The organism is Stenotrophomonas maltophilia group sp. vghtpe118, assembly GCF_052605195.1.
This window is the reverse complement of the sequence record NZ_CP199672.1, coordinates 2,825,875-2,850,110: the sequence shown is the minus strand read 5'-3', so window position 1 is coordinate 2,850,110 and position 24,236 is coordinate 2,825,875. Positions and strand designations below refer to the sequence as shown.

18 protein-coding genes are annotated in these 24,236 nt (G+C 68.1%); 7 read left to right on the top strand and 11 right to left on the bottom strand.

All coding sequences use genetic code 11. From position 1 onward, the window contains the following. Positions 1-711: 711 nt before the first annotated feature. On the bottom strand, positions 712-1,818 hold the full coding sequence (locus ACUDTM_RS12960; protein ID WP_088496783.1) for an SDR family oxidoreductase: 1,107 nt from the start codon (positions 1,816-1,818) through the stop codon (positions 712-714). Between the two features lie 196 nt (positions 1,819-2,014). On the opposite strand from ACUDTM_RS12960, the gene ACUDTM_RS12955 reads away from it, so the two are divergent. Beyond that, positions 2,015-2,323 carry a hypothetical protein gene (locus ACUDTM_RS12955; RefSeq protein WP_005421049.1) on the top strand — a complete coding sequence of 103 codons (309 nt, stop codon included), beginning with the start codon at positions 2,015-2,017 and terminating at the stop codon, positions 2,321-2,323. On the opposite strand, the gene ACUDTM_RS12950 is transcribed toward ACUDTM_RS12955, so the two are convergent. Continuing rightward, positions 2,311-3,369: a DNA topoisomerase IB gene (locus ACUDTM_RS12950; RefSeq protein ID WP_053497997.1), complete on the bottom strand. Its 1,059-nt coding sequence runs from the start codon at positions 3,367-3,369 to the stop codon at positions 2,311-2,313. The two genes, ACUDTM_RS12955 and ACUDTM_RS12950, sit on opposite strands and share 13 nt — an antisense overlap. Positions 3,370-3,480: 111 nt before the next feature. On the opposite strand from ACUDTM_RS12950, the gene ACUDTM_RS12945 reads away from it, so the two are divergent. From ACUDTM_RS12945 to ACUDTM_RS12935, 3 genes are all read left to right on the top strand, one after another. Beyond that, complete coding sequence (locus ACUDTM_RS12945) at positions 3,481-3,870, top strand: I78 family peptidase inhibitor (RefSeq protein WP_032954733.1); 390 nt, start codon at positions 3,481-3,483, stop codon at positions 3,868-3,870. Between the two features lie 174 nt (positions 3,871-4,044). Further along, entirely contained in the window at positions 4,045-8,499 is a 4,455-nt protein-coding gene (gene gltB / locus ACUDTM_RS12940) for a glutamate synthase large subunit (RefSeq protein ID WP_072167407.1), read from the top strand. A gap of 85 nt (positions 8,500-8,584) precedes the next feature. Continuing rightward, positions 8,585-10,030, top strand: a complete 1,446-nt coding sequence (locus tag ACUDTM_RS12935) for an FAD-dependent oxidoreductase (RefSeq protein ID WP_252744752.1) — start codon at positions 8,585-8,587, stop codon at positions 10,028-10,030. On the opposite strand, the gene ACUDTM_RS12930 is transcribed toward ACUDTM_RS12935, so the two are convergent. Next, a complete protein-coding gene (locus tag ACUDTM_RS12930; protein ID WP_445391473.1) occupies positions 10,016-12,424 on the bottom strand; it encodes an ATP-binding protein in 2,409 nt (802 codons plus the stop codon). The genes ACUDTM_RS12935 and ACUDTM_RS12930 overlap by 15 nt on opposite strands. 167 nt (positions 12,425-12,591) lie before the next feature. On the opposite strand from ACUDTM_RS12930, the gene ACUDTM_RS12925 reads away from it, so the two are divergent. Next, a complete protein-coding gene (locus tag ACUDTM_RS12925; protein ID WP_088496785.1) occupies positions 12,592-13,458 on the top strand; it encodes a methylglyoxal synthase in 867 nt (288 codons plus the stop codon). A gap of 303 nt (positions 13,459-13,761) precedes the next feature. Here the strand turns inward: ACUDTM_RS12925 and ACUDTM_RS12920 are convergent, their stop codons facing one another. The 3 genes from ACUDTM_RS12920 to ttcA are packed head-to-tail and all read right to left on the bottom strand — an operon-like array spanning position 13,762 to position 16,463. Further along, complete coding sequence (locus ACUDTM_RS12920) at positions 13,762-14,541, bottom strand: M48 family metallopeptidase (protein WP_061479922.1); 780 nt, start codon at positions 14,539-14,541, stop codon at positions 13,762-13,764. A gap of 59 nt (positions 14,542-14,600) precedes the next feature. After that, on the bottom strand, positions 14,601-15,506 hold the full coding sequence (locus tag ACUDTM_RS12915) for a recombination-associated protein RdgC (RefSeq protein ID WP_445391350.1): 906 nt from the start codon (positions 15,504-15,506) through the stop codon (positions 14,601-14,603). Positions 15,507-15,542: 36 nt separating this feature from the next. After that, on the bottom strand, positions 15,543-16,463 hold the full coding sequence (ttcA, locus tag ACUDTM_RS12910) for a tRNA 2-thiocytidine(32) synthetase TtcA (protein ID WP_172412120.1): 921 nt from the start codon (positions 16,461-16,463) through the stop codon (positions 15,543-15,545). A 91-nt stretch (positions 16,464-16,554) separates the two neighbouring features. Between ttcA and ACUDTM_RS12905 the strand changes: the two genes are divergently transcribed. Then, a complete protein-coding gene (locus tag ACUDTM_RS12905; RefSeq protein WP_005421068.1) occupies positions 16,555-16,758 on the top strand; it encodes a YdcH family protein in 204 nt (67 codons plus the stop codon). An 87-nt stretch (positions 16,759-16,845) separates the two neighbouring features. On the opposite strand, the gene plsB is transcribed toward ACUDTM_RS12905, so the two are convergent. From plsB to ACUDTM_RS12880, 5 genes are all read right to left on the bottom strand, one after another. After that, positions 16,846-19,482 carry a glycerol-3-phosphate 1-O-acyltransferase PlsB gene (plsB, locus tag ACUDTM_RS12900; protein WP_088496788.1) on the bottom strand — a complete coding sequence of 879 codons (2,637 nt, stop codon included), beginning with the start codon at positions 19,480-19,482 and terminating at the stop codon, positions 16,846-16,848. Next, entirely contained in the window at positions 19,482-20,435 is a 954-nt protein-coding gene (locus ACUDTM_RS12895; protein ID WP_353080548.1) for a hypothetical protein, read from the bottom strand. The genes plsB and ACUDTM_RS12895 overlap by 1 nt, the downstream gene beginning before the upstream one ends. A gap of 308 nt (positions 20,436-20,743) precedes the next feature. Continuing rightward, on the bottom strand, positions 20,744-21,565 hold the full coding sequence (locus ACUDTM_RS12890; protein ID WP_072167412.1) for a S1 family peptidase: 822 nt from the start codon (positions 21,563-21,565) through the stop codon (positions 20,744-20,746). A gap of 218 nt (positions 21,566-21,783) precedes the next feature. Then, the gene (gene pyrF / locus ACUDTM_RS12885) at positions 21,784-22,509 is read right to left on the bottom strand and encodes an orotidine-5'-phosphate decarboxylase (protein ID WP_005421084.1); all 726 of its coding nucleotides are present in this window, start codon (positions 22,507-22,509) and stop codon (positions 21,784-21,786) included. After that, positions 22,506-23,429, bottom strand: coding sequence for a 5'-nucleotidase, lipoprotein e(P4) family (locus ACUDTM_RS12880; protein ID WP_088496792.1), 924 nt, complete (start codon positions 23,427-23,429; stop codon positions 22,506-22,508). Before ACUDTM_RS12880 ends, pyrF begins: the two co-directional genes overlap by 4 nt. A gap of 101 nt (positions 23,430-23,530) precedes the next feature. Between ACUDTM_RS12880 and ACUDTM_RS12875 the strand changes: the two genes are divergently transcribed. Next, a complete protein-coding gene (locus ACUDTM_RS12875) occupies positions 23,531-24,184 on the top strand; it encodes a YceH family protein (protein ID WP_072167414.1) in 654 nt (217 codons plus the stop codon). The last annotated feature ends 52 nt before the right edge of the window (positions 24,185-24,236 follow it).

Genomic DNA, 24,236 nt, shown 5'->3' with positions numbered 1-24,236 from the left:
GAGCGTCCCGCCTTTTGACTCTGAAAACATAGAACTTGCCCCGCTCACCTCCACCTTTTGAATCATCTGATTGCACAAATGGCTCCACGACGAAAAATGGAAGATGCCGGGTAGAAGCACCCGGCATCCAAGGTAATAGGAAGCAACTAGACTATGACGTCAGTGGAAGAATCGGGAGAGGCCGCGTACTCCTTCATCGCGCCCCAAGCACTACCTAGAGCTGAACCCACCATCCTTCCCCAGTTCCAAGTCTGCCAATCTCCACCTGAAATTTCTCCGATTTCATCGCAATGTAGCTCTCGAAATTCCCTCATTTACTTTGGCTCCATATAGCTGGTTCGATTGAACCCGTCCAAGACGCCGCCTACAAAGTCCGCGATTTCATTTCGTTCGTAGTAGACAAACGCGGCCACGGCGGCCCAAGGCAGCTATCCTCCTGAGATGCTATCGATCTGATCTGCAGAAATCTCTTTCATGGAATGCTCCTTATCCTTGATGAAGGGACCATCTTCTTTAACGAATACAACCAACACGGCGGCAGTTCAGAACTCCGCATTCACGCCGCAGGTCAACGATGTGCTTGAATTTGCATTCACATCCATGAGGAAAGTTGCAAATCGCCTGACACTTAGTAGGCAGGCAATGACACTAGCCTCACGTGAGAATATTGGGTTGGCGATCCCGTCTTGGGTGGACCCGAACAGGTTCCCCCTACCCGCGTGGCCCACCCATCACCGGCAGGATCACCCCACTGATGTAACTGGCACAGGCCGGAGATGCCAGGAACACATACGCCGGTGACAGCTCTTCAGGCTGTGCAGGCCGGCCCATGTCGCTGTCCTTGCCAAACTCCGCCACGTCTTCGGCCTGCTTGTCGGCGGGGTTCAGCGGCGTCCATACCGGCCCCGGCGCCACGCAGTTCACGCGGATGCCGCGCGGCAGCAGCTGGCTGGCCAGCGCCTTGGTGAACGCATGGATCGCGCCCTTGGTGGCGGAATAGTCGATCAGCGCCTTGCTGCCGAAGATCCCCGTTTCCGAGCCGGTGTTGATGATGCTGGCGCCTTCGCCCAGATGCGGCAGTACCGCACGCGCCATCTGGATGTAACCGCCGATGTTGGTCTGCAGGGTTTCCTGCAGGTGCGCGTCTTCCAGGTCTTCCAGGCGCTCGCAGTGCAGCTGGAACGCGGCGTTGTTGACCAGGATATCGATGCCGCCGAACGCCTTGGCCACCTGCTTGACAGCCTTGTTGCAGAAGCGCGGGTCGCGCACATCGCCGGCGATCACCACGCAGCGGCCGCCTTCGCGCTCCACGTGCTGGCGGGTGATGTCCGCGTCCTCGGCCTCGTCCAGGTGCAGTACCGCCACATCCGCACCTTCGCGCGCGAACAACACTGCCACCGCACGGCCAATGCCGGAGTCGCCACCGGTGACGATCGCACGCATGCCCTGCAGCTTGCCGCTGCCCGCGTAGTCGGGCGCAAGGAAACGGGGCGCCAGCTCCAGTTCGTGCTCGTGCCCGGGCTTGGCCAGCTGCTGCGCCGGCATCGCCTCCGGCTGCCGGCGTGCGCCGGCCTGGGTCGCGGTCTTCTTTGTTGCCTTCTTGGCTGCGCGGGCGTCCTTGGCCTTCTCCTGGTCCTGCAGGCGCCGCTGCCGTGCAGCGACGCGTGCCGCCCGTGGATCACTGGCGGCTGCCTTGCGGGTTGCGGTCTTCACCACGCGCGGGCGATCAGGGTCGGCGACCGCCTTGGTCGAGGTGCTGCCTTTACGCACTTTCGGCGATGCCTTACGGCGGGCGGGGGTCTTCCTGGTGGTGGCCATGCAGGTCTCCTCGGGAGGGAAAGGGGCTGCCGGCCAGCGGCCGGCACTACCGGGGGGCGGCCCATGCCGCTCCTGCAGTGTCTCCACCCACGCTGTTGGCGGCGGTGAGCGCGCCGTGTCCACGATGTGCACGGCATTCATTCCGCCACCACGTCTGACGTCGCACCCTGCACGCAATCACACAAGGAGTGCCTCCATGAAACATGCCATCGCCACCGCCGCCGCCTGCTTTGCCCTTGCCGCCTGCAGCAGCACACCGATGGCCCAGGTGCAGCCGATCGACGGCGTGATTTCCGGCCAGTGCCACAGCGACAGGGTGCGCGGCGCGGTGGGCCTGGCCGCCTCGGACGCCACCGTGGCCCGCGCACGCGTGGACAGCGACAGCCTGCACGTACGGGTCCTGCGCCATGACGGTCCGCGGGTGCCGCCGGCCAGCGAAGGCGGCGACCGCCTGACCATCGAGAAGGGCCGGACCAACAACATCGTTGCGATCTACTGCGGCTGACGACTGCGACTGAGCCGCCGCGCCCGGCGCAGCACTTTCAGGGTGGCCTGCTCCCACTGCCGCGGGCCTCGCAGGCCGGCCAGCGAGGCCAGCTCACCGCGCTCCCAGCCGGCAAACACGCACGGGTCGATGTAGGCCTTGCGGCACACGGCCGGCGTGTTGCCCAGCCGTGCCGCCACCTGGCAGACCACTTCGCGCTGCGCCTTGGCCAGCGCGCGCTGGCTGGCCGGTTCCGGCAGTTCGGTGGCGGCCAATGCCTGTACCGCCGCCAGCGTGCCGCCCCAGGTGCGGAAGTCCTTGGCGGTGAAGTCTTCGCCCATCACCTCGCGCAGGTAGTCGTTCACCGCGCCGGAATCCACCGGCTGCAGCGCGCCTTCGTCGTCGCGGTACTGGAACAGCGCCTGTCCGGGCAGCTGCTGGATGCCGCGCACCAGCGTGCCCAGCCGCCGATCGCCCACCACCACCTCGTGCAACTGCCCGGATTTGCCCCGGAAGCGCATGCGCACGCGGCCACCGCGCAGCAGGTCCAGGTGGCGGTTGCGCAGCGTTGTCAGCCCGTAGGATTTGTTTTCCTGTGCATAGCTTTCGTTGCCCACCCGCACCAGGGTGTCGGCCAGCAGGGCCACCACCACCGCAAGCACCTTGTCGCGCGGGAAGCCGGGCTGCTTCAGATCGCGCGACAGCCGCCGCCGCAACGTGGGCAACGCCTCGCCAAAGGCGATGATGCGATCGAACTTGCCGGCATCGCGCTCCTTCGCCCAATCGGCATGGTAGCGATACTGCTTGCGTCCACGCGCATCGCGGCCGGTGGCCTGCAGGTGGCCATTGGCGTGGGCGCAGATCCACACAGCGGTATACGCAGGTGGAATCGCCAGCGCACGGATGCGCTGCAGGGTGGCGGCATCGCGAACCGCGTGGCCATCGGCATCGCGGTAACTGAAGCCCTTGCCGGCGCGGCGCCGGCTGATGCCTGGCTGGGTGTCATCGACATAGCGCAGGCCGGCCGCGCGCGCGGCCTGTCGTTCGGGGGTAGAGGAGGTTGGCATGACCGCAGTGTCGCCGTCGCGATGCCGCGAACCTGTCGATAACAGAAGACAAACACGTGAGGGTCGGTTCGCCGCTATGCTCGGGCTTTCACAATCCCTTCCGGAGTCATGATGTCGTTCCCGATTCGCGCCCGTTCGCTCTCCGCCCTGCTGCTGCCGGCCGTGCTGGCCCTGACCGCCTGCCAGGCTCCGGCGCTGGATGAACAGGATTCGGCCACTGCCCATGCCCAGCAGGCGGCCGAAGCCGCCAAGGCGCCGGCCGACGAAACCGGCAAGGCCACCGAGGCACCGCCGGTCGGCACCTGCGATGCCAGCCAGGTGCAGAGCCTGGTCGGCCAGGCCTACGCCGACGCGCTGGGCAAGCAGGCGCAGGAAGATGCCGGTGCCCACCAGCTGCGCGTCATGAAGCCCAATGACGTCGCCACCATGGAGTTCCTCGGCGACCGCCTCAACATCGAAGTGGACGACAAGGGCCTGGTCAGCGGCGTGCGCTGCGGCTGAGTTCGACCGCGCGCCGGCACGGGGTTGCCGGCGCGTTCTGTTGCACCTGCAACCGTGTATTGCGGCGCTGCAGCAACCTGTGATCTAGTCGAGGCATCCGGTGGCCTCACGATGCGCTCCAGGGAATGAGCGGGGACGAGTGTCGCCGCCAACCCTATACGCATCGAGGTAGAGATGGCCCCCCGCAACCGCCAAGGGCTTTACGACCCGCGCTCCGAGCGCGATGCCTGTGGATTTGGCATGGTCGCCCAGCTCGACGATCAACCTTCGCGCCTGTTGGTTGATACCGCCATCGCCGCGCTTTCGCGCATGACCCACCGCGGCGGCGTCGCCGCCGATGGCCTGACCGGCGATGGCTGCGGCCTGCTGCTGCGCCGCCCCGATGCGTTCCTGAAACTGCTGGCCAGTGAAGCCGGCATCGCCGTCGCCGCACGCTTCGCTGCCGGCCTGGTGTTCCTGCCACACGATGCCGAGGCTGCACACGCCTGCCGCACGCAGCTGCAGGCGCAGCTCGAAGCGGTCGGCTGCAAGGTCGCCGGCTGGCGCGAGGTACCCACCGACGACAGCGTCTGCGGCCAGCTGGCGCGCGACACCCTGCCACGCATCGAGCAGGTGTTCGTCGATGCCGGCGTCGGCCAGGATGATGCCGGCTTCGCGCTGGCGCTGTTCCTGGCCCGTCGCCGCAGCGAACAGCAGCTGCGCGACCATGCCGACTTCTACGTCACCACCCTCACCCCGGATGCGATCAGCTACAAGGGCATGGTGCTGCCGGACAAGCTCAGCCGCTTCTTCCCCGACCTGCAGCGCCGCGAACTGGCCTCCAGCGCGATCGTGTTCCACCAGCGCTTCTCCACCAACACGCTGCCGCGCTGGCCGCTGGCGCACCCGTTCCGGATGCTCGCCCACAACGGCGAGATCAACACCATCGAAGGCAACCGTCGCTGGGCGCAGGCGCGCAGCAAGGTGTGGAAGACGCCGCGCTTCGACATCGCCGAGTTCGATCCGGTGATCTCCATGCACGGTTCGGACTCGCAGAGCCTGGACAACATGCTGGAGCTGATGGTCGCCGGTGGCATGGAACTGATCCAGGCGCTGCGCATCCTGGTGCCGCCGGCCACCCAGTCGCTGGAGTTCAAGGACCCCGACCTGGCCGCGTTCTACGAGTTCCACGGCCTGAACAGCGAGCCGTGGGACGGCCCGGCCGGCATCGTCGCCTGCGACAGCCGCTACGCGGTGTGCACGCTGGACCGCAACGGCCTGCGCCCGGCGCGCTGGATGCTCACCGCCGACCGCCACTTCCTGGTCGCCTCCGAAGCCGGCGTGTGGGAAGTGCCGACCGAGCGCGTGGTGCGCAAGGGCAAGCTCGGCCCCGGCGAAATGGTGGCCATCGACCTCAAGCGCGGCGACCTGCTCGATTCGGACGCGGTGGACCGCATCAACCGCGGCCGCGCGCCGTACAAGCAGTGGCTGCAGCAGGGCGTGACCTACCTGCAGACCGAACTGATCGACCCGTCGCTGGTGGAAGAGCCGTTCGACGAAGCCACCCTGCGCAGCTACCACAAGCTCTACCAGCTCAGCAGCGAGGAAGTGGAACAGGTGCTGCGGCCGCTGGCCGAGACCGAGCAGGAAGCCACCGGCTCGATGGGCGACGACACACCGATGGCGGTACTGAGCCAGCGCAGCCGCCCGCTGTACGACTATTTCCGCCAGGCCTTCGCGCAGGTCACCAACCCGCCGATCGATCCGCTGCGCGAAGACTGCGCGATGTCCCTGTCCACCCAGCTCGGCAAGGAGACCAACATCTTCCATGCCGGCCCGGAGACGGTGAACCACGTCATCCTCAACTCGCCGGTGCTGAGCCAGCGCAAGCTGCGCCAGCTGCTGAAGATGGACCAGTACGTGCAGGCCAACCGCCTGCTCGACCTGTCCTACAGCGAAGACGAGGGCCTGCGTGCCGGCATCGAGCGCATCTGTGCCGAGGCCGAGCAGGCCGCGCGCGAGGGCATGGTGATGCTGCTGCTGTCCGACCGCTACCCGGTGGCCGGTCGGCCGATGGTGCATGCGCTGCTGGCCACCAGCGCCATCCACCACCACCTCTCGCGGCTGGGGCTGCGCTGCGACGTCAATCTGATCGTCGAAACCGGCACCGCGCGCGACCCGCACCACATGGCCTGCCTGCTCGGCTTCGGTGCCACCGCGGTGTATCCGTACCTGGCCTACCAGACCCTGTTCGACCTGGGCCGACGCGGCATCCTCAAGCTCAGCAAGGGCGGCGAGCAGTCGCAGATCGGCCGCCGCTACCGCAAGGGCATCTACAAGGGCCTGTCGAAGATCATCTCGAAGATGGGCATCTGTACGGTGGCCAGCTATCGCGGCGCACAGCTGTTCGAGATCATCGGCCTGGAACCCGAGGTTGTGGACATGTGCTTCCCGGACACCGCCTCGCGCATCGGCGGCGCCGGCTTCGCACGCCTGGATGCCGACGCGCGCGAGCTGTGCGCGCAGGCCTGGGATGCGCAGCAGGGCGTGGACGTGGGCGGCCTGCTGAAGTACGTGCACGGCGGCGAGTACCACATGTACAACCCCGACGTGGTCACCACCCTGCAGCGCGCCGCGCGCAGCGGTGACCCGCGTGCGTGGCAGCAGTACTGCGATGCGGTGCACGCGCGCCCGCCATCGGCGCTGCGCGACCTGCTGGAACTGGTGCCGGCCGCAATGCCGGTGCCGCTGGACGAGGTCGCCCCGGCCAGCGCCCTGTTCCCGCGCTTCGATACTGCAGCGATCAGCCTCGGCGCCCTGTCGCCGGAAGCGCACGAGGCACTGGCCATCGCCATGAACCGCCTCGGCGGCCGCAGCAATTCCGGCGAAGGCGGCGAGGATCCCGCACGCTATGGCACCGCGAAGCGCAGCAAGATCAAGCAGGTGGCCTCGGGCCGCTTCGGCGTCACCGCCGAATACCTGGTCAATGCCGAGGTGCTGCAGATCAAGGTCGCGCAGGGCGCCAAGCCCGGCGAGGGCGGCCAGCTGCCGGGGCACAAGGTCAACGAACTGATCGCACGCCTGCGCTATGCGCGCCCGGGCATCGGCCTGATCTCGCCGCCACCGCACCACGACATCTATTCGATCGAAGACCTGGCGCAGCTGATCTACGACCTCAAGCAGGTCAACCCGACCGCGCTGGTGTCGGTGAAGCTGGTCAGCCATGCCGGCGTCGGCACGATTGCCGCAGGCGTGGTCAAGGCCGGTGCGGACCTGATCACCATCTCCGGCCATGACGGCGGCACCGGTGCGTCGCCGGTCAGCTCGATCCGCTATGCCGGCGTGCCATGGGAACTGGGCGTGGCCGAAGCGCACCAGGCGCTGCTGGCCAACGACCTGCGCGGGCGCACCCTGCTGCAGACCGATGGCGGCCTGAAGACCGGCCTGGATGTGGTCAAGGCCGCGCTGCTGGGAGCGGACAGCTTCGGCTTCGGCACCGCGCCGATGATCGTGCTGGGCTGCAAGTACCTGCGCATCTGCCACCTCAACAACTGCGCCACCGGCGTCGCCACCCAGGACGAGCGCCTGCGCGAGAACCACTTCACCGGCCAGCCCGAACGCGTGGAGAACTTCTTCCGCCTGCTGGCCGAGGAAGTGCGCGGCTGGCTGTCGTACCTGGGCGTGCGTTCGCTGGAAGAGATCGTCGGCCGCACCGACCTGCTGCGGCAGATCGACGCGGCACCGCGCGAGGGCGTGCGCGTGGACCTGTCGCGCCTGCTGGCCGATGCCCGCTACGAAGGCAGCCACTGCGCCGCCCAGCGCCTGTACGAATCGCCGGACAGCCTGGCCACGCAGATGGATGGGCTGCTGGCCCCGGCCATCGAGCACAAGCGCGGTGGCGAGCACCGCTTCCTGATCCACAACACCGACCGCAGCATCGGCACCCGCCTGGCCGGCGCGGTTGCGCGCGCGCACGGCAACCAGGGCATGGCCGAGGCACCGCTGGAACTGCGCTTCCGTGGCAGCGCCGGGCAGAGCTTCGGTGCCTTCAACGTCGGTGGCCTGCACCTGGAAGTGGAAGGCGAAGCCAACGACTACGTCGGCAAGGGCATGGCCGGCGGCCGGCTGGTGGTGCGTCCGCCGCGTGGCGCCCGCTTCGAGGCACGCAGCACCGCCATCATTGGCAACACCTGCCTGTATGGCGCTACCGGTGGCGAGCTGTTCGCCGCCGGTCGTGCCGGCGAACGCTTCGCGGTGCGCAATTCGGGCGCGCTGGCGGTGGTGGAAGGTGCCGGTGACCACTGCTGCGAGTACATGACCGACGGCGTGGTGCTGGTGCTGGGCAAGGTCGGGCTGAACTTCGGCGCCGGCTTCACCGGTGGCCTGGCTTACGTGCTGGACGTGGACCGCGATTTTGTCGACCGCTACAACCACGAGCTGATCGACATCCATCGCGTCTCCGCCGAAGGCTTCGAGAACTACCGCCAGCACCTGCACCGCCTGATCGGCCGCCACCGCGAGCTGACCGGCAGCATCTGGGCACAGCAGATCCTGGACGAGTTCCGCGATTACATCGGCAAGTTCTGGCTGGTCAAACCGAAGGCCGCCAGCATCGAGTCGCTGACCGAAACCCTGCGACGCGCCGCCTGACGGTAGTGCCGGCCGCTGGCCGGCAACCCAGGATCACGTAGTGCCGGCCGCTGGCCGGCATCCGTAAAACACCACAGAGTCCGCCATGAGCCGCAAGCACGCCTTCCAGTTCCTCGACCTGCCCCGCACCATGCCGCAGCGCATCCCGGTGGAACTGCGCACGTCCGGCGACTGGGGCGAGCTGTACGGCAAGTTCGGCAAGGAAGACGCCCAGTACCAGGCGGGCCGCTGCCTGGACTGCGGCAACCCGTACTGCAGCTGGAAGTGCCCGGTGCACAACGCCATTCCGCAGTGGCTGCAGCTGGTGCAGGAAAACCGCATCCACGAGGCCGCCACGCTGTGCCACAGCACCAATCCGCTGCCGGAAGTGTGCGGCCGGGTCTGCCCGCAGGATCGGCTGTGCGAAGGCAGCTGCACGCTGGAGGAATTCGGCGCGGTCACCATCGGCGCGGTGGAGAAGTACATCGTCGATACCGCACTGGCCAGTGGCTGGCGCCCGGACCTTGGCGCGGTGCAGCCGACCGGCCACAGTGTGGCGGTGATTGGTGCCGGCCCGGCCGGGCTGGCCTGTGCCGACCGCCTGGCACGCGCCGGCATTGCCGCCGTGGTCTACGACCGCTACGAGCAGATCGGTGGCCTGCTGCAGTTCGGCATTCCCAGCTTCAAGCTGGACAAGGACGTGATCCATCGCCGCCGTGAAGTACTGGAAGGCATGGGCGTGCAGTTCCGCCTCGGTGTGGAGATCGGCCGTGATGTCAGCGTGCAGCAGTTGCTGGACAGCCACGATGCGGTGTTCATCGGCACCGGCGCCTACCGCTATACCGAGGGTGGCCTGGTCGGCCAGGACCTGAAGGGCGTGCTGCCGGCGCTGCCGTTCCTGGTGCAGAACAGCCGCATCGTCGGCGGCGATGACCCGAAGGGCCGGCCGATCGCCGGCTGGGAAGACACCATCGCCCTGCCCGACCTCAACGGCAAGCGCGTGGTGGTTCTGGGCGGTGGCGATACCGGCATGGACTGCGTGCGCAGTGCGGTGCGGCTGGGCGCGGCCAAGGTCACCTGCGCCTATCGCCGCGACGAAGCCAACATGCCCGGCAGCGCGCGCGAAGTCGCCAATGCACGCGAGGAAGGGGTGCGCTTCCTGTTCAACCGGCAGCCGCTGTCGATCGAAGCCGGCGCCGACGACGAGGTGATCGGCGTGACCGTGGTCGAGACCCGGCTGGGCGAGCCCGATGCCAATGGCCGCCAGAACGCGGTGCCGATCAAAGGCAGTGAGTCGCTGCTGGAGGCAGACGTGGTGATCATCGCCTTCGGCTTCTCGCCGAGCGTGCCGGCGTGGCTGGCGGAACTGGGGGTGGAAGGCCAGCCCAATGGCCGCATCCTCGCCGGTGGCAAGGACCGCCTGCCGTTCCAGACCGCGCATCCACGCCTGTTCGCCGGTGGCGACGCGGTGCGTGGTGCCGATCTCGTGGTAACCGCGGTGGCCGAAGGCCGCGACGCCGCTGCCAGCATCGTCCGCCTACTGGCGCACTGAGTCCGGCAACAGCAGCACTTCCAGCAGCGCGCGCAGTTCGTGCACCTCCAGCGGCTTGGCCAGGAAGTGGTCGATGCCCGCATCACGGCAGGCCTCACGGGTGCGCTCCAGCACGCTGGCAGTCAGCGCAATGATCGGGACCCGCGCACGGGTGGCGCAGGCGTCGCTCCGGATCGCCCGGGCCAGCGCGAAGCCATCCATGTGCGGCATGTGGCAGTCGGTGATGACCAGGTCGAACGGTTGCGCCTGCCAGGCCTCCCATGCCTGCAGGCCGTCGCTACAGGCGTGCACCTGCAGTCCCAGCTCGCACAGGCGTTGTGCCAGCAACTGCAGGTTGGTCGGATGATCCTCGGCCACCAGCACCCGCGCCGGCGGCAACGGTCGTTGCGCGGGCCGTGCCGTCGCCGGTCCCGCAGCGGGGGCCGCACAGGCCGCCAGGTCCAGCTCCAGCCACACAGTGGTGCCCTTGCCGGGCACGCTGCGCAGGTGCAGACGCCCGCCCATCGACGTCGCCAGCTCGCGGCAGATCGACAGCCCCAGGCCACTGCCGCCGAAACGGCGCGTGGTCGACGCCTCGGCCTGCTCGTAGGCGGCAAACACCGCCTGTTGCCGCTCCACGCTGATGCCCACGCCGGTGTCGGTCACCTGCAGGCGCAGTCGCTGGCCGCCGTCGCGCTGCTGCAGCACGCGGACCTGCAACACCACGCTTCCCTGCAGGGTGAACTTGAGCGCATTGCCGGCCAGGTTGAACAGGACCTGCCGCAGGCGCAGCCCGTCAGCCAGCGACCAGGGCTGCAACGTCGGGTCGATCTCGCTGCACAGGTGCAGCCCGCGGCTGGCCGCGACGGGCGTCAACAGCTGCTGCACCGCGCGCACCAGCGCCGCCAGATCGGTCGGACGCAGCTGCAGGGGCGCCGGCTGCAGGCGCTGGCTGTGCAGCACATCGTCGAGGATCTGCCGCAGCATCTGCGCAGCGTCACCGACGGTGGTCAGCACCTGCCGCTGGCCCGCATCCAGGTCCGTGCCAGCCAGCCGCTCCAGCATGCCCAGGAGGGTGCTCATCGGCGTGCGGATCTCGTGGCTCATGGTCGCCAGGAAATGGCCCTTGGCCAGCGCCGCCTGCTCGGCCGCGCGGCGCGCCTCGGCCAACGCCGTTGCGCGCGCCTGGGCTTCGCTGACGTCCATCCAGTAGCCGCTCCACTCCACGCTGCTGTCATCGCACGGCAACGGTCGTCCCTGTGATCGGACCCAGCGCCAGCCCTGCGCCGACCGGGTGCGGAAGGTAACGTCGATCGGACCGCGCACGAGCGCGGCCGCTTCGATGCTCGCCATCACCCGGCTGCGGTCACCGGCATGCACGGCCGCCAGCAGCTGCAGATGGTCGATCTGCTCAGTCTCCACGGCTACGCCGAACAGCGCCTGCACGTCGCCGGCGATCTGCGCCAGGCTGTAGTGGCCGGTTGCCGAACGGCGCGCCTGGTAGACCACCGCCGGCAGGTTCGCGGTGACTTCATGCAAGCGCTGCTCCAGCACCCGGCGACGCACGCTCTCGCGATGCACGCGCCAGTAGCCGAAGGCATGCAGCAGTATGAGCGCGAGCAGGATCAGCGACACCGGCACCAGCCAGCGCAGTGCCGAACCGGCGGGCCGCGCACGTGGCAGTTCCGGCAGCCAGGCACTGCGAACCGACGCCCGACGCGCATCGCCCTCCCGCTGCAGCTCCCGGTCGAAGGCAGCGACCACCGCGGCACAGGCCGGTACGGCGGCCAGCACCAGTGCATCGCCGAAGCCCGCGGGTGCTGCGATCACCAGAGGGTCACCCGGCACGGCGCGAAGCGCGGCTTCGACTTCAGCGAGATTGGCCACCACGGCATCGACCAGCCCGGCGCGCAGCAGTGACAGCGCGTGGTCCAGCGGCGCCGGTGCCAGCAGCTGCGCACCCGGGGCCTGTTCGGCCAGCAATGCGTCCAGCGGCAGCCGGTCCGGGCTGGCCACGCTGCGGCCACGCAGTCCCTCCAACCCCAGCACTGGCGCTGCACCCTCGCGCCGCACGATCACCTGTGGCACTTCCAGGTAGGGGCTGCTGGCCACCCAGCCGGTCGGCAGCTGTGCGCGCGGCCAGCCCAGCAGCACCTGGGTGCCAGCCGGCAGCGGGTCATCGGTGAGCACCGCTGCGGGCAACGGCTGCGCATGCTGCACTGCCTGCGGGCCCAGCAGCGGCAGGTAATCTGCAGCCAACCCCGCAAGGTCGCCCTGCACGCTGTATGACAGCGGCGGCCGATCGGAACGCCATGCCACCTGCAGTGGACTCGCACAGCCGGACGCAGCAGCGATGCCGGGCAGCAACAGCGATGCCATGACAGCGGCGACGGCGCGGCGGCCGGCGACATTCACGGTAGACATCCTCATTTCGCGGGCAGGAACCACGGCCGCGCAGCGGTACCGCTGCCAGCCACGCTAGCGAGGCGCGCTTCCGCGACAATGAGAAAAATTCGAAAAACATCCCTATCGGCGAATGCCGACATACACTGCCGCTTCTACCCGTCCCTACGGAGCGCTCGATGCGTATCGGCCTGGCCGCCAACCGTCTCCATCACCACGATGCGCGCGCCGCGCTGTTCCGCTGGCTGCGTGCCAGCGAGGCCGGGCTGCGTGAACTGGGGGTATCGCTGCACGCGGTCGGGCGCACCCACGATGCGATCGAACGGCAGGGCTTCCTGGCCGGCTACGGCGGCCTGCACCGCTACCCCTACGGCCGCGAGGGTGGCCTGATGAAGCTGGTGGCCGAAGTGGTTGGCATGGGGCCGGAGCGCACCCTGGACGGTGCGATCTACCTGATCGACCCGGTCGATCCTTCCTCGGTGTTTCCGGAGGCAACCGCGCTCAAGCGGCAGTGCGTGATCCACGGCAAGCCGTTCATTTCAACCGTGGCCACTGCGCGTGACTGGATCGAGGTGGAACGCATCCACGCCGGGCTGGCTGCCGATGCCGGTGCCGACGATCTGCATGCCTTCCAGCACCAGACGCTGGCGCTGATCGCGCACGACGCCATGAAGCCGGCGATGCTGGCCTTCGCCGACGAGCACTTCGATGTGCTGGCACGGTTCGGCGAGCGCGTGGCGACCGGCACCACCGGCCAGCGCTTGAACGAACTGGCCTGGAGCCGCGGCTGGCCCAGCGATACGCCGTGGGTGACGCGCTACCAGAGCGGCCCGATGGGCGGCGATGCGCAGATTGCCGACCGTGTGCTGGAGGGGCGCTGCCAGCGCGCGATCTTCTTCGAGGACCCGCATGTGGCACGCCAGCACGAGGCCGATATCCAGCTGTTGGAGCGCGCGGTGACAACGGTGACCGACCAGGCGGTGTGCATCACCGCGCCGAGGGTGGCGGCACGCTGGGCGGCCGCGGCGGCATTGCGGGCTGGGTGAGGGTTTCGGCCAACGGCTGCACCCCTCGTGGTCGGTCGTTCAAACCAGAAGCCGTGCTCGGCCAGGCGGGGTGGATTGCGCAGGGGTCGCTGCAAGTACGTCCCTGTAAGCTCGGTCGCCGCATCCATGCGGCTCACGCCCCTGCGCAACCCACCCCGCCCGGCCACGGACAGATTCCGGTGTGCCCACCACGGAAGAAAGAAAGAAGAGCAGGAGCGGGTCGCGCGCTGCGCGCGCTTGTGTAGAGCCGAGCCCATGCTCGGCTGCATTCAACGGCAGCCGAGCGTGGGCTCGGCTCTACAGTTACAGCAGCTGGCGTAGCATGGCTTTCAGGCGCCGGCCTTCCAGCTGGAAGTAGTCGCGCTGTTCGCGCCAGGCAGGGAAACGTTGTTCGACTTCATGCCAGAACGCGGGCGAATGATTCGGCTGGATCAGGTGGCAGAGTTCGTGCACCAGCACGTACTCGAACGCTTCCGGACGACCGAGCACCAGGGCCAGGTCCAGGGCCATGCTGCCATCGGGGGCCAGCGAGCCCCACTGCGAGGACATCACCTTCAGGCGCAGGCGGCTGGGGGCGCGCGGCAGGGTGGGCAGGTACTTCGGCAGCCAGCGGCCGACGTCGGCGCGGGTCTGCGCTTCATAGAACTCGCGCAGCAGGCGGCGCAGCGTGGCGTCACCACCACGGGTCGGCCACTGCACGCAGGCACCGTGCGCGTCGATCTCCAGCCGCGCGTAGCGGCCTTCCTGCCAGCGCAGCGGCAACAGCTCACCGCGCAATGGCAGCACGCCGTCTTCGCCGGGCTGCAGCGGTGCCGGCAGGCCCTGCCCCTGGTACTGGCGCAGCTGCAGCGCCAGCCAGTCGCGGTGCTGTTCCAGGAAGCGCTCGCCCATTACCAGGCTTGCGCGCGGGGGTAACGTCAACCGCGCGCCACGCTCGTCCACGCTCAGCTTGATGCGGCGCGCGCGCGGATCGCGCACGCGCAGCACCTCGATCTCGGCATCCTCCAGGCGCAGGCGAACGGTGTCGCGCTGTACGGTGGCGGGCGGGGTCGGAGTGATCAGGCGGCGCAGCAGACGGCTCATGCACCCAGCATAGCGCTGCTTCGGGCCGCCGGATGACCGGCGACCGTCGGGCTGCCTGTTCAGTCAGCCTTGCTGAGCTTGAACGCTTCTTCCAGCAACAGGAACAGGCGGCGGATCTCGGCGCTCTGCAGGGCGAAGCGGGCATCGAACTCGGCACGGCGGCCGTCTTCGTCGGCATGCTCCAGCTGGTCCAGGGCGCCGTCGAGAAACTTCAGCTTGCGCACGATCAGGTCGTCGCCGATCACGAACGACAGGTTGTCCTCGAAGATCAGCGCCAGCTTGGTCACCTGCTTGCCGGCGTCCAGGTGCTTGTCGATCTCGTCGCAGCGCAGTTCCTGGTGCTGGCACTTGACCACCGCGCCGCCTTCGACCGGATCCTTCATCTCGCACTCTTCGCCCAGGCTCAGTCCGGTCGGCAGCGGCTCGCCGGCGATCCAGCCGGTCAGGATCGAACGCGGCGCGACTTCGGCGTTCAGCGGCATCGCCGGGAAGCTGCCGAGCAGCCCGCGGATGTCGGACATGAAGTATTCGCCGGTCTTGCGGCTGGAGGTATCCACCGCCAAGTAGCCGTGCTGCAGGTCGATGAAGGCGTCGTTGCGCGAGGACTTCACGAAGGCGCGCGGCAGCAGTTCATGCAGCAGGTCGTCCTTCATGCGCTTGCGCTCGCGGCCACCCGGGCGCCGCCCTTCCTTCTCCTCGATCTCCTCCAGCTTGCGCTCGAGCAGGTCGTTGACCACCGCCGCCGGCAGGATCTTGTCCTCGCCACCCACGGTCAGCCACAGGTGTTCGGCGATGCGGTGGGACAGCAGTTCCTTCTCCTCGCGGCCGAACGGCGAAATGAAGCCGCGAGAATTCATTTCCAGCGCGCCGACAGGCTTGAGCACGGCGTGCGGCAGCAGGGTATCGACTTCGGAAAAATCGGTGGTGGTCGGGAAACGGAAGAACGTCAGGTTGCGAAAGAACATGGAATTCCGGATGGCGAAGAGGAAGGGCGACCGACCTTAAACGGTGGGCGTCTCGGGATCTGCGTCGGCGTCGGCCGGGGAGCCGGCCAGCCAGGCATGGGCGTCGGGCAGCGGCGTGTCGTCGCGACGGCCCAGCGCCATGAAGTCGAACAGGGTGGTGTCGGCCAGCTGCGAGGGCCGGACTTCACCCATGGCGCGCGCGATCTGCTCGATGCGGCCCGGATGGTCCTTTTCCCACTGCTTGAGCATCAGGCCGACCTGGCGGCGCTGCAGGTTCTCCTGGCTGCCGCACAGGTTGCAGGGAATGATCGGGAACTGGCGTGCCTGCGCGTAGTCGACGATGTCGCGCTCGCGCACGTAGGCCAGCGGCCGGATCACCACGTGCCTGCCGTCGTCGCTGCGCAGCTTCGGCGGCATGCCCGCCAGCTTGGCGTGGTGGAACAGGTTCATGAAGAACGTGGCCACCATGTCGTCGCGGTGGTGGCCCAGCGCGATCTTGGTGAAACCGTGGGTCTCGGCGTAGTTGTACAGCGCGCCACGACGCAGGCGCGAGCACAGCGAACACATCGTCTTGCCCTCCGGGATGACCCGGCTGACCACCGAATAGGTGTCCTGCTCGATGATGTGGTACGGCACGCCCAGCCCGGCCAGGTACTCCGGCAGGATGTGCTCGGGGAAGCCCGGCTGCTTCTGGTCCAGGTTCACCGCCACCAGCTCGAACGGCACCGGCGCCTTCTTCTGCAGCTGCAGCAGCACGTCCAGCAGGGTGTAACTGTCCTTGCCGCCGGACAGGCAGACCATGACCTTGTCGCCGGCCTCGATCATGCCGAAGTCGGCAATCGCCTCGCCGACCTGGCGGCGCAGGCGCTTGGCCAGCTTGTGCTGCTCGCGCTCGGCCACGCGTGGATCGCGGGCGGCGCGCGGCTGGGGATCGGGAAGGGAAATCACGGCACTCATGGGTTCCATTCTAACGGCTCGGAGCCGCCCCGGCCGGGGGTCGGGTTTCCCCTCTCCCGGCAGTCATCAACGCTGTGTATGCTCGGAGGCTGTGGATACCTACAGCCCCGCCGAGATCGTCGAGCACCTCGCCGCCCTGCGCGCCGAGCACCGCCTGCTGGATGAACAGATCACCCGCATGGCGGCCAACGGCGAGGACGAACTGGAAGCCAAGCGCCTGAAGCGGCGCAAGCTGCAGCTGAAGGACTGCATCGCCAGGCTGGAAAGCCTGCAGATTCCCGACGAGCCGGCCTAAAGACCGTCCTGGTGGATGCCAACCTTGGTTGGCACTGCTGGAAGGTGTGGACCAGGTCCACACCCACCGCAGGAGCCGGCGCTGCCTTCAATCCTGCGGCGCAGGCTCGTCCGGGCGAGCTGCTTCCGGGCTGACCCGCTCGATGGTGTGGCGCAGCTCGCGCCCCAGGATGAACTTGGCGTCCTTGGCCCAGGCATCCAGGCGTTCATCGAACAGCAGCTTGCTGTTCTCGTCCGGCCACACCAGGCGCAGTTCGCGCAGCTTCTGGATGAAGCCGCGGAACAGGGCCTTGTCGAAGAACTCGGGAGCGGCCGGCGCATAGAGCAGGCTCAGGCGCTGCGCGGCCTGCTGGCACAGGCTTTCCAGCTCGGCCGCACCGAGCACGCCCGGGCCGTTCTTCACCAGCACCGAGATGGCGATGTAGTAGCGCTCGAACGCCTGCTGCAGCGAATGGCCGATCGCCCGCAGGCGGAACACCTCGTCGGTCTGCCCGGTGTTGCGTGCCAGGATGCCGCCGTCGTCATCGTTGACGTTCTGCAGCAGGCCTTCGCGCACGAACACATCAATGGTGCGGTCAATGCGCTGCGCGAACTCGTCCTCGCTCCACGGCAGGAACAGCTCGGCCTGCAGGAACGGGTACACCGTGCGGCCCAGCTGGACCAGGCCGGTACGGCTCATGCGGCGGTTGTTCTGGAAGCAGCAGGCCACCCACGACGAGGCGGTGAACAGGTGCACCACGTTGTTGCGGAAGTAGCTGAGCAGCACCGCGGTGTCGCCGCTGACGCTGAGCACATCGCCGAGCGGGTGCTTGATGCGGGTGAGGACGTTGATTTCCTCGGCATGGGCGATGATCCGCTCCGGCGAGTGCGGGGTCACCGTCACCCGGTCCGAGTACGGCATCTCGACCAGCAGCGTCTTGCACAGCTCGATCTGCGCGATCAGGTCGGCTTCGCCCATCGCGTGCTTCGGCGTGGACAGCAGGGCCAGCGCCAGCAGATTGATGGGGTTGACGTCGGCAGCGCCGTTGATGCGCACCTGGATGCGTTCGGCCAGCGTATCCACCGTGGTCGACAGCCAGGCTGGCTTCTCGTCCTCGGACACCGCCTCGCCCTTCCACTCCGGGGCCTTCTCGGCCAGCACGTCGTTCAGCGCGATCGGCTCGCCGAAGTTCACCACCACCTGGCCGTAGTTCTGCTTGAGCACCTTGGGGATGCCCCACAGCAGCGACCAGATCGACTCCTTTTCCTTCGGCCGGCCGGACAGTTCGTCCAGGTAGCTGCCGCCCTCCATCAGCTTCTCGTAGCCAATGTAGATGGGCTGGAACAGGACCGGCTTGCGCGGCTGGCGCAGGAATGCACGCAGCGTCATCGAGATCATGCCGCCCTTGGGCTGCAGCAGGCGCCCGGTACGCGAGCGGCCGCCTTCGACGAAGTACTCCAGCGAATAGCCACCGGCCACCAGCTGCGCGACGTACTCACTGAGCACTGCAGAGTACAGCGCATTGCCACGGATCGAACGGCGGATGAAGAACGCACCGCCCTTGCGCAGCAGGGTGCCGACCACCGGCAGGTTCAGGTTGATGCCGGCCACGATGTGCGGCGGCACGATGCCACGGTCGTACAGCAGGTAGGACAGCAGCAGGTAGTCCATGTGGCTGCGGTGGCTGGGCACGTAGACCACTTCGTGGCCCGGCGCGGCGGCCTTGAACTTGTCCAGGTGGTGCACCAGCACGCCCGCGTAGATGCGGTTCCACACGTGGCTGAGCATGAAGCTGGCCGAGCGCACCACCGGGCTGGAATAGTCCGCAGCGATTTCCCAGGCGTAGGCGTGTGCCTTCTTCCAGGCATCGGCCGGCTTCGAGTTGTCGCGCTTGGCCTGTGCGGCGATCGCTTCGCGGACCGGCTCGGCGGCCAGCACCTGGTCCACCAGCAGGCGCCGGGTCGACAGGTCCGGGCCGATCACCGATTCACGGATGCGGCGGAAATGGGTGCGCAGCACGCGCTGCAGCTTGCGGACCGTGCGCTCCGGCTCCAGGCCTTCGTCGACGGTGCTGCGCAGCGAGATCGGCGGGGCGAAGCGCACGATGGTATTGCGCCCGTTCAGCAGCAACCCCAGCAGGCGGCGGAAGCGGCCCACCAGCGCCCAGTTTTCCGAGAACAGCACCGCGAACCAGCCGCTCTGCTTGTCCGGCGCGCGGCCGACGAAGATCGACACCGGCACCAGGTGCACATCCAGGTCATCGCGCACGCGGTGCGCCTGCAGGACCTTGGCCAGCGAATCAGAGTGGGTCTTGGCGCCGCGCTGCTCGGGAATCAGCGAGTTGCTGGAGCTGCGCCGCGACAGCGCCAGATAGGCGCGCTTGCGGCCGGTCGGATCACCGGCCAGCGGCACCAGCGGCGACGGCAGGCCGGCCTGGCGGCAGGCCTTGTCCAGGATCAGCGCGTTGGACAGGCCGTAGTCTTCCAGCACGTACATGACCGGGCGGCCATCGTTGTACTGGCCCGGGTCTTCCGGTTCGATCTTCAGCGACAGCCACGGCTCGACCAGGCGACCGAGCAGTCGGGCCCACAGTGGACGGCGGCCGGGCGGACGCGCGTGCGCGGGCGGCGGTACCGGGTTCGGGCCGGTACCGGTCGAGGGGGACGCCGGCACCGTATCGGCGGGCGTCGACTGGGATTCTTCGCCGGGGAACGGCAGCGGGTTCTGTTTCGACATCGGCGCCATTATGGCTTAGCCGGCGGTGTTGCCGCTTCCCCACCCGCGGCGGAGGCTTCAGCCGGTGCTGGCAACGCAGCCGCCCGGGCCGCATCGGCCTTGCGCAGCAGCGCGTCGGTGTCGGCCAGGGTGCGGGTCAGGTACCAGTGGCCCTCGCGCCGGCTCAGTGGCAGCTGCAGGGTCATCTCGCGACCGGCCAGGTCGTAGTGCAGGCGCACCAGCGCATTGTCACCTTCCACCGACAGCAGTTCGCCGCGCACGCTGCGCAGCGCGTCGTCCACGCCGAGTCCGTAACTGCCCAGCACCGCCTTGAGGGTGTGGATGAACGGCGCCAGCTGCTGCAGGCTGCCTTCCATGCCGGCCGCCTGCAGGCCGGCTTCATCCTCGAAGCCGACCTTGCTGGCGGCGCCGACCAGCGCGGCGATGGTGCTGCGGGCACGTGCGCGGTCGCTGATCGGGGCAGCCTGCGCCCACCCCGCCAGGGTCTCGACCAGGGCGATGTAGTGGGCCTGCTGGCTGGGCGTGTAGCCCTTCTGGTGGCGCAGGTACTGCACGCCGAAGTTGCCCATCGACTGTGCGGCCTGGCGCACGGCGCCGGCCTGGCCAGCCAGCTGGCGATCGAAGCTGCGCTGCAGTTCGGCGCTGGCACCGGGCTTGCGCAGTGCGGCCAGCATCGGCAGCAGCTGGTCGCCCAGTGGCAGCTCGGTCAGCGGCCACTGGCTGTGGCCTTCCACCCACGCCTGCTGCAGGCGCTGGTACTGGCCCGGCGGCACCGACAGCTTTGCGTAGCCGACCAGATCATCTTCGGCCAGGCGCAACGCCATCGCCTGTACTGCAGCCACCGGCTCGGCCGCCGGCCTGGCCGGATCGTTGGCAGACTCGCGGCACCCCGCCACGGCCAGCAGCAGCATGGCCGCCAGCCCCCATCCACGCGCAGACTTTCCTCGCACCGCCACGCTCATGCACTCGGACTCCCCGGACCGGCCCGCATCTTGCGGCCTGCGACGTGACAGCGGCAAGCCGGGACGTCACGGTTTCCAGCCAAGGGGGGCAGATCTCCTCTGCTGCGGGCAGAAGGGATCGCGCCGCCACCGGGATAAAAAAAGAGCCCGGATCACGGGGATCACAGGCTCTTCAAGCCGGCGCGGGGCCGGAGGACAGTGTTGTGGCACATGTCCGGCCCGAGGACCGGATGGCGGCGATCCTACGCTGCCGTTCAAGTTAAGGCAACACTTCACGTAGTGCCATGTATGTATTTGATTTTATTGTATCAATCGCGTTGCCAAACCGCTTCGATGAAATCTACGGCGTGTTTTTCGGCGATTCGGGCATAAATCCCCGGATAGCCGGCCAGCGCACAGCCCTCGCCCCAGCTGACGACACCGAACTGGGTCCAGCCTTCACGCAGGCGCAGCAGCAGGGGGCCTCCGGAATCCCCCTGGCAGCTGTCGATGCCCTCGCGGCCGGCGCAGATGACCTTTCCACGTGACAGTTCACCGCCGTAGGCCTGCTGGCATTCGGTGAAGGAAACGAACGGCACCTGCGCGGTCTGCAGCTGAGTCGGATAGACCCGGCCATCGCCGATGTCGGTGTCTCCCCAGCCGATCACCGTGAATTCACGGCCCGGCTTGAGATAGCTGGCGTCGGGCCGCAGCCGCAGTGCCACCGGCTGTGCGCCGTCCAGCGGTGCGCTGAGCTGGATCAGGGCGACGTCGTGCTCCAGCGAATTGCCGCTGTTGAATGCCGGATGGACGTGGATCGCCTTGACGTTGGACGGTCGTGGCGCGGCGTCGGTGGACAGGGTCGTGACCTTGCCGACAACGGCGATGCCACCAGGCGCTTCGCCCTGCATGCAGTGCGCGGCCGTCAGCACCCACGAGGGCGAGATGAGGGTGCCCCCGCAGAAGTGGCGGTCGTGGTCCGAATCGCCGTCGAAGATGCCCTGGATGCTGACCATGAACGGGTACTCGTCGGCCGGCGCCGCTTCGCCGCCGATGATGCGCGGCGCATCGCGCAGCTGCGGCGCAGCGATGGCGGGTACGGCAGACGCGGCCAACAGCAGGCCGATGAACAAAGAGGTGCTGCGATACATTTCCCTGTACTCCTCTGTCGATGGTTGGAACCGGTGCGGCCGCGGTCCGTACCGGTGCATCGATTGGGGAGCAGTGGAGAGGCCCGCAGCGCGGACGTGCGCACAGTTCTCGTGGCTGGCGCTGCGTGCGACAGATGCAGCCCCACAAATGCGAACGCCATCCCGCATGGATCGGGATGGCGTTCGTGGTGCCAGCGTGACCGGCGTCGGTGGTGGGCTCAGCGTGCAGCCAGAGCCGACGCGATTTCCTGCTGGATCGCCCGCGCTGCGGCCTGCGGATCGGCGGCCAGGCGGATCGGGCGACCGACCACGATGGCATCGGCGCCATCGGCAAAGGCCTGCGCTACGCCAACGGTACGCTTCTGGTCATCGCCGACCGGGCCACCGGGGCGGATGCCAGGGCAGACGATCGAGAATCCGCTGCCGGTGGCTGCGCGGATCGGGCCGGCTTCCTGGCCCGAAGCGATCACGCCATCGATGCCGGCGGCCTGGGCGGCCAGCGCGCGCTCGACCACCACGTCCACCGGTTCGCGGTCGATGCCCATCTGTGCGAGATCGGGGCGCCCCATCGAGGTCAGCACGGTCACTGCCAGCAGGCGCATGTCGCCGCTGTTGGCGGCCGCGCACGCCTCCATCATGGCCGGGTGCCAACCATGGATGGTGGCGTAGCTGACCGGCCACTGCGACAGGCGCTTGATCACCGCCGCAGCGGTGGCCGGAATGTCGAAGAACTTCAGGTCGACGAACACGCGCTTGTCGCGGCGGGCCAGCTCATCGAGCACCTGGAAGTACTCGCCGGAGGCGAGCAGTTCCATGCCGATCTTGTAGAAGGCCACGCTGTCGCCAAGGCGGTCGACCCACGCCAGCGCCTGCGCGCGGTCAGGCACGTCCAGCGCGAAGATCAGGCGCTCGTCGTCGCGCAGCGGCAGTGGCGCGCGGCTCATGGTGCGTAGTCCAGGGCGGCGCGCTTGGCGTCGTGGCGGGCCTGGCGCGACTGGCTGTAATCGTTGTTGAACTGCGCCGGCTCGAAGCCACCGTAGGTCGGGTTCGGCAGCATCCACCAGCGCTCGCCGAACCAGTCGTGGTACTGCTGCAGCAGGGCGTCACGGCCTTCGTTGGTGTTGGTGCTCACTTCCACGAAGTCACCCAGCTGGTCGCCGAACTGCATCAGCACGCGGTACTTCTGCCCGGCCAGGCGGCGGCGGCAGTTCTTCTCGCTGCCGGCCTGCTCGCAGCCCTCGACCACGGTGCCCAGGCCCAGGAACACGCTGTCATCGGCCACCGGCAGGCCCTGCTCGCGCAGGTTGGCCAGGGTCGCGTCCTTCAGGTGCACGGCACGGTTGGAGATGTACAGCAGGGTCACGCCCTTGGCGTTGGCGGCCTTGGCGAAATCAACCACGCCCGGAATCGCCTTGGCCTTCTTTTCGGCCACCCACTGGTCCCAGCTCAGCTCGTCGTATTCCTTGCCGTCGCGCACCAGGCGCGCCTGGTAGGGCGAGTTGTCCAGCACGGTCTCGTCCACGTCCAGCACCACGGCCGGCTTCAGGCCCTTGGCCTCGTTGCCGCGTTCTTCCGGCACCAGTGCGTCCCAGTGGGCCTCCTTCAGCGCCGCATCCAGGCGATCGGCGGCGGCCCGGTAGGTCTGCTCGGTGATCGCCCTGTACTCCTGCGCACGCTGCATCCACAGCACGGCGTTGAGGTTGTCGTTGGCGGTGGCATCACGCGCGCCATCGGCCTCGGCAGCGGCCGCCGGGGCCTCCGGCGCGGCGGCTTCGGCAGCAGGCGCATCCACGCGCTTGCAGGCGGACAGGCCCAGCGCCGCGGTGGCGAGCAGGGTCAGGGACAGGGAAACGGGACGACGCATGGATTCACCGGCAATCAGATATACCGGCGCATTTTACCGGCAAAGGCGGCCTCGGGACGGCTATGCTTGGCGGTTGACCCGTTGCCCTTCCGGAGGCCGCCATGACCGATTCCGTCCAGACCCCCGACGTCCCCCTGCTCGACGCCGTGCAGGCCCGCCTGCTGGGCTGCCTGGTGGAGAAGGAGGCAACCACACCGGACACCTACCCGCTGACGGTCAATGCGGCCCAGTCGGCCGCCAACCAGAAGACAGCCCGCGAGCCGGTGATGAACGTCGACGCCGGCAGCGTGCAGCACGCGCTGCGCCAGCTGGAAGCACTGGGCCTGGCTCGCCAGCACTTCTCCTCGCGCGCCGACCGCTACGAGCACCGCCTGCAGGCCGCGCTGGACCTGACCCGGCAGCAGACCGTGCTGCTGGCGCTGCTGTTGCTGCGCGGTCCACAGACCCTGGGCGAGCTGGTGTCGCGCAGCGAGCGTCTGTACCGGTTCGCGGATATCGACGAAGCCCGCCACGCCATCGAGCGCCTGCAGCAGCGCGCGCTGCTGGTGGTGCTGCCGCGCGCCAGCGGCCAGCGCGAAGACCGCTACATGCACCTGCTGTGCGGTGAAGTGGATGGTGCCGCGCTGGCGGCCAAGTACGCCAGCAGTGGCGGTGGCAGCAGCGATGCGGCCGATCCGGGCCTGGCCGAGCGCGTGGCCCAGCTGGAAACGGCCGTGGCCGAGCTGCAGGCGCAGCTGGCAGAACTGCGCGGTTGAGGGGGTGGGTGCCGACCGTTGGTCGGCACTGCATCTGAATCGTGCCGACCAA

Coding starts and splice junctions, on each gene's coding strand:
- pyrF (WP_005421084.1), bottom strand. CDS start 22,509: ATGAGCCGCGCGCCACTGCCGCTGCGCGACGACGAGCGCCTGATCTTC.
- ACUDTM_RS12915 (WP_445391350.1), bottom strand. CDS start 15,506: ATGTTCTTTCGCAACCTGACGTTCTTCCGTTTCCCGACCACCACCGAT.
- ACUDTM_RS12890 (WP_072167412.1), bottom strand. CDS start 21,565: ATGTATCGCAGCACCTCTTTGTTCATCGGCCTGCTGTTGGCCGCGTCT.
- ACUDTM_RS12935 (WP_252744752.1), top strand. CDS start 8,585: ATGAGCCGCAAGCACGCCTTCCAGTTCCTCGACCTGCCCCGCACCATG.
- ACUDTM_RS12950 (WP_053497997.1), bottom strand. CDS start 3,369: ATGCCAACCTCCTCTACCCCCGAACGACAGGCCGCGCGCGCGGCCGGC.
- ACUDTM_RS12880 (WP_088496792.1), bottom strand. CDS start 23,429: ATGCGTCGTCCCGTTTCCCTGTCCCTGACCCTGCTCGCCACCGCGGCG.
- ACUDTM_RS12895 (WP_353080548.1), bottom strand. CDS start 20,435: ATGAGCGTGGCGGTGCGAGGAAAGTCTGCGCGTGGATGGGGGCTGGCG.
- gltB (WP_072167407.1), top strand. CDS start 4,045: ATGGCCCCCCGCAACCGCCAAGGGCTTTACGACCCGCGCTCCGAGCGC.
- ACUDTM_RS12925 (WP_088496785.1), top strand. CDS start 12,592: ATGCGTATCGGCCTGGCCGCCAACCGTCTCCATCACCACGATGCGCGC.
- ACUDTM_RS12960 (WP_088496783.1), bottom strand. CDS start 1,818: ATGGCCACCACCAGGAAGACCCCCGCCCGCCGTAAGGCATCGCCGAAA.
- ttcA (WP_172412120.1), bottom strand. CDS start 16,463: ATGAGTGCCGTGATTTCCCTTCCCGATCCCCAGCCGCGCGCCGCCCGC.
- ACUDTM_RS12955 (WP_005421049.1), top strand. CDS start 2,015: ATGAAACATGCCATCGCCACCGCCGCCGCCTGCTTTGCCCTTGCCGCC.
- plsB (WP_088496788.1), bottom strand. CDS start 19,482: ATGGCGCCGATGTCGAAACAGAACCCGCTGCCGTTCCCCGGCGAAGAA.
- ACUDTM_RS12945 (WP_032954733.1), top strand. CDS start 3,481: ATGTCGTTCCCGATTCGCGCCCGTTCGCTCTCCGCCCTGCTGCTGCCG.
- ACUDTM_RS12875 (WP_072167414.1), top strand. CDS start 23,531: ATGACCGATTCCGTCCAGACCCCCGACGTCCCCCTGCTCGACGCCGTG.
- ACUDTM_RS12920 (WP_061479922.1), bottom strand. CDS start 14,541: ATGAGCCGTCTGCTGCGCCGCCTGATCACTCCGACCCCGCCCGCCACC.